Origin of the sequence: Syntrophothermus sp., assembly GCF_013314835.1 — a bacterium.
Classification (GTDB): domain Bacteria; phylum Bacillota; class Syntrophomonadia; order Syntrophomonadales; family Syntrophothermaceae; genus Syntrophothermus; species Syntrophothermus lipocalidus.
This window is the reverse complement of sequence record NZ_JABUEX010000100.1, coordinates 1-4,987: the sequence shown is the minus strand read 5'-3', so window position 1 is coordinate 4,987 and position 4,987 is coordinate 1. Positions and strand designations below refer to the sequence as shown.

Annotated in this window: 1 tRNA gene and 3 rRNA genes; all 4 read right to left on the bottom strand. The window is 52.2% G+C overall.

The window, feature by feature from the left end:
* Positions 1–38: 38 nt before the first annotated feature.
* A 5S ribosomal RNA gene (rrf, locus tag HPY90_RS14790) occupies positions 39–153 on the bottom strand.
* 83 nt (positions 154–236) lie between these two features.
* Positions 237–3,088 (bottom strand): 23S ribosomal RNA (locus tag HPY90_RS14785).
* Between the two features lie 156 nt (positions 3,089–3,244).
* Positions 3,245–3,318: transfer RNA gene (locus HPY90_RS14780), tRNA-Ile, on the bottom strand.
* Positions 3,319–3,408: 90 nt separating this feature from the next.
* Positions 3,409–4,939 (bottom strand): 16S ribosomal RNA (locus HPY90_RS14775).
* Together the 16S, 23S and 5S rRNA genes with 1 tRNA gene alongside form the textbook arrangement of a ribosomal RNA operon.
* Positions 4,940–4,987 lie beyond the last annotated feature (48 nt).

The window sequence follows — 4,987 nt, the reverse complement described above, 5'->3', positions numbered from 1 at the left end:
AAAAAGGCTGCCCGAAGTGGACAGCCTTTGATATAAGAGCTTGGCGGCGACCTACTTTCCCCTCCCTTTTGGGGCGAGTATCATCGGCGCTGGTGGGCTTAACTTCTCTGTTCGGAATGGGAAGAGGTGATCACCACCGCTATAACCGCCATAGTGCCTTGCAGCTAGCTTGCGCTAACCTCGACAACCTGCCTGAGATAAGATACTTTTCGAACAAACTCTCGCTTCTACCTCGGATAGTAAAGTCTCGGGCTATTAGTACTGCTCGGCTCAGATGTTACCACCTTTACACCTGCAGCCTATCTACCTCGTAGTCTTCAAGGGCCCTCTATGGAAGTCTCATCTTGGGGCGGGTTTCGTACTTAGATGCTTTCAGCACTTATCCCTTCCAAACTTGGCTACCCTGCTATGCAGCTAGGCGCCACAACAGGTACACCAGCGGTTTGTCCAACCCGGTCCTCTCGTACTAAGGTCAGCTCCCCTCAAACTTCCTACGCCCACAACAGATAGGGACCGAACTGTCTCACGACGTTCTGAACCCAGCTCGCGTGCCATTTTAATCGGCGAACAGCCGAACCCTTGGGACCTTCTCCAGCCCCAGGATATGACGAGCCGACATCGAGGTGCCAAACCACTCCGTCGATGTGAGCTCTTGGGAGTGATCAGCCTGTTATCCCCGGAGTACCTTTTATCCTTTGAGCGATGGCCCTTCCATGCGGAACCACCGGATCACTATGTCCGTCTTTCGACCCTGTTCGACACGTCTGTCTCGCAGTCAAGCACCCTTATGCCATTGCACTCTACGCACGGTTACCAAGCGTGCTGAGGGTACCTTTGAAAGCCTCCGTTACACTTTTGGAGGCGACCACCCCAGTCAAACTACCCACCAAACACTGTCCTCCTTCCAGAGTTAGGCTCCAGGCAAACAAAGGGTGGTATTTCAACGTCGACTCCATGATGGCTGGCGCCACCACTTCACTGTCTCCCACCTATCCTACACATCGTTTACCCAAAGTCAATGTTAAGCTATAGTAAAGGTTCACGGGGTCTTTCCGTCCCGTTGCGGGTAAGCGGCATCTTCACCGCTACTACAATTTCACCGAGCTCATGGCTGAGACAGCGCCCAGATCGTTACACCATTCGTGCAGGTCGGAACTTACCCGACAAGGAATTTCGCTACCTTAGGACCGTTATAGTTACGGCCGCCGTTTACCGGGGCTTCGGTTCAAAGCTTCGCAGCTTACGCCACTAACCTCTCCCCTTAACCTTCCGGCACCGGGCAGGTGTCAGGCCTTATACTTCATCTTTCAATTTCGCAAAGCCATGTGTTTTTGTTAAACAGTCGCCTGGGCCATTTCTCTGCGCCCTAAACTTGCCTGCTTAGGGACCCCTTCTCCCGAAGTTACGGGGTCAGTTTGCCTAGTTCCTTAGCCATGATTCACTCGAGCACCTTTGGATACTCTCCTCGACTACCTGTGTCGGTTTGCGGTACGGGTTGCTATAAGCTGACGCTTCCACGGCTTTTCTCGGTTCTCCCTTATCACTTTCGCTTCGCCCGTAGGCTATGCTCTACGAACTATTCCGTCAGTTCGTAAGTGCCTCAGTTAAACGTCCCCGCTTCGCACTTATAGCAAGTACAGGATTATTAACCTGTTGTCCATTAGCTCCCCCTTTCGGGTACGCCTTAGGCCCCGACTAACCCTGATCCGATTGACGTTGATCAGGAAACCTTAGTCTTCCGGTGTGCAGGGTTTACACCTGCATTATCGTTACTTATGCCTACATTTGCTTTTCCAGTCTCTCCAGATATACTCGCGTATATCCTTCCGCAATCCTGGAATGCTCCCCTACCACTTATACCTCTATAGTATAAATCCACAGCTTCGGTAGTATGTTTTATGCCCGCTTATTATCCACGCCCAACCGCTCGACTAGTGAGCTGTTACGCACTCTTTAAATGAATGGCTGCTTCCAAGCCAACATCCTAGCTGTCAATGCAGTCAGACCTCGTTTTACCAACTTAACATACATTTGGGGACCTTAGCCGGTGATCCGGGTTCTTGCCCTCTCGGCCATGGACCTTAGCACCCATAGCCTCACTCCAGGGTATCATGTCTTAGCATTCGGAGTTTGTCAGGATTTGGTAGGCGGTGAAACCCCCGCATCCAATCAGTAGCTCTACCTCTAAGACACTATCACCCCAGGCTGTCCCTAAAGACATTTCGGGGAGTACGAGCTATCTCTCAGTTTGATTAGCCTTTCACCCCTACCCACAGCTCATCCGAAAACTTTTCAACGTTTACCGGTTCGGCCCTCCACCTCGTATTACCGAGGCTTCAGCCTGGCCATGGGTAGATCACAAAGTTTCGCGTCTACCCCCTCTGACTTATCGCCCTTTTCAGACTCGCTTTCGCTTCGGCTCCCCACCTCCTTTTGTGGTTAACCTCGCCAGAGAGGCGTAACTCGTAGGCTCATTATGCAAAAGGCACGCCGTCACCCTTCGACAAGCTCAGGGCTCCGACCGCTTGTAAGCGCACGGTTTCAGGTTCTTTTTCACTCCCCTGTCCGGGGTTCTTTTCACCTTTCCCTCACGGTACTTCTTCGCTATCGGTCTCTCAGGAGTATTTAGCCTTACCGGATGGTGCCGGCTGTTTCACGCAGGATTCCTCCGGTCCCGCGCTACTCAGGATCCTGCCTCGCCTTCAATCAATTTCTCTTACGGGGCTATCACCCTCTCTGGCCCAACTTTCCAGTTGTGTTCAAATATCAATCTTCAGGCTTTTTTGGCAGTCCTTCTACCCCAATAATGCCTTAACATTATTGGTTTGGGCTACTCCCCTTTCGCTCGCCACTACTCAGGGAATCACTATTGTTTTCTCTTCCTGCGGGTACTTAGATGTTTCAGTTCCCCGCGTTCGCCTTCTGCTCACCGCAGAATATCCCGACTTCATCGGGATGGGTTCCCCCATTCGGATATCGCCGGATCTTTGGTTATTTGCACCTCCCCGACGCTTTTCGCAGCTTATCACGTCCTTCCTCGCCTCTGAGAGCCTTTAGGCATCCCCCGTGCGCCCTTAGTAACTTTCTTCTATCCTTTTTTAGGTCGCTCAAGTTCGCTCTTTCTCGTATCTTATCTCACAGCGTTGTCAAAGAACCTTCTCTGTATTGCTACAGTCGCGATATCCAAGGATACGATCCTTTCGCCCCTTTTCTCCTCGCCGGGCAGATATCTCTCGCTTTTACGTAGTCCCGCGCAGATTTGAACTGCGGACCCCTACATTATCAGTGTAGTGCTCTAACCAACTGAGCTACGGGACTCTGTATCGCTATTTCTTGGTCCTGTTTATATTTATAAGAGGTTTAGCGTAGCGGCTCTTCTACCTTCTAGTGGTATAGAGTCGGCTCCAGAAAGGAGGTATTCCAGCCACACCTTCCGGTACGGCTACCTTGTTACGACTTAGCCCCAGTCACTGAGTTTACCCTAGGTCGCTCCCTCGCGGGTCACGAACTTCAGGTACCCCCAGCTCCCATGGCTTGACGGGCGGTGTGTACAAGGCCCGGGAACGTATTCACCGCGCCATGGCTGATGCGCGATTACTAGCGAATCCAACTTCATGGAGTCGGGTTGCAGACTCCAATCCGAACTGAGATCGGCTTTTAAGGATTGGCTCCCACTCACGTGGTCGCTGCCCTCTGTACCGACCATTGTAGCACGTGTGTAGCCCAGGACATAAGGGCCGTGCTGATTTGACGTCATCCCCTCCTTCCTCTCTGCTTGCGCAGGCAGTTCCCATAGAGTCCCCGGCTTTACCCGCTGGCAACTATGGATAGGGGTTGCGCTCGTTATAGGACTTAACCTGACACCTCACGGCACGAGCTGACGACAACCATGCAGCACCTCGCAGGCGACCATCGCTGGCTATACCCTTTCAGGTATATCCCCCCTGCGTTCGAGCCCTGGTAAGGTTCCTCGCGTATCATCGAATTAAACCACATGCTCCTCCGCTTGTGCGGGCCCCCGTCAATTCCTTTGAGTTTCAACCTTGCGGTCGTACTCCCCAGGTGGATCACTTATCACTTTCGCTTAGCCACTGATACTTCAGCGTACCAACAGCTAGTGATCATCGTTTACAGCGTGGACTACCAGGGTATCTAATCCTGTTTGATCCCCACGCTTTCGTGCATGAGCGTCAGTTGAAAATTAGTGAGCTGCCTTCGCGATCGGTGTTCTGTGTTATATCTATGCATTTCACCGCTACACAACACATTCCACCCACTCCATCTTCACTCTAGCCGTTCAGTATCAAAGGCAATCCCTATGTTGAGCATAGGGCTTTCACCCCTGACTTAAACAACCGCCTGCGCACCCTTTAAACCCAGTAAATCCGGATAACGCTCGCATCCTCCGTATTACCGCGGCTGCTGGCACGGAGTTAGCCGATGCTTATTCTCCAGGTACCTTCAGCTACCAACGCATCGGTAGGTTTAGCCCCTGGCTAAAGCAGTTTACAACCCATAGGGCCTTCTTCCTGCACGCGGCATGGCTGGGTCAGTCTTCCGACCATTGCCCAATATTCCTTACTGCTGCCTCCCGTAGGAGTCTGGTCCGTGTCTCAGTACCAGTGTGGGGGACCTTCCTCTCAGAACCCCTACCCATCGTCGCCTTGGTGAGCCGTTACCTCGCCAACTAGCTAATGGGACGCATGCCCATCCTTAACCACATCGCTGCTTTGATTATATCAGGATGCCCCTCTATAACCTCATGAGATATTAGCCCAGCTTTCGCCAGGTTATGTCTCAGTTAAGGGTAGGTTGCATACGCGTTACGCACCCGTGCGCCACTCGCCACCAGGTATTGCTACCCGTGCTGCCGTCCGACTTGCATGTATTAAGCCTGCCGCTAGCGTTCATCCTGAGCCAGGATCAAACTCTCCATTGTAATCGTTTGTTCCTTTAGCTCTTTTACCGTCCTCTTTCCACCTTTCCT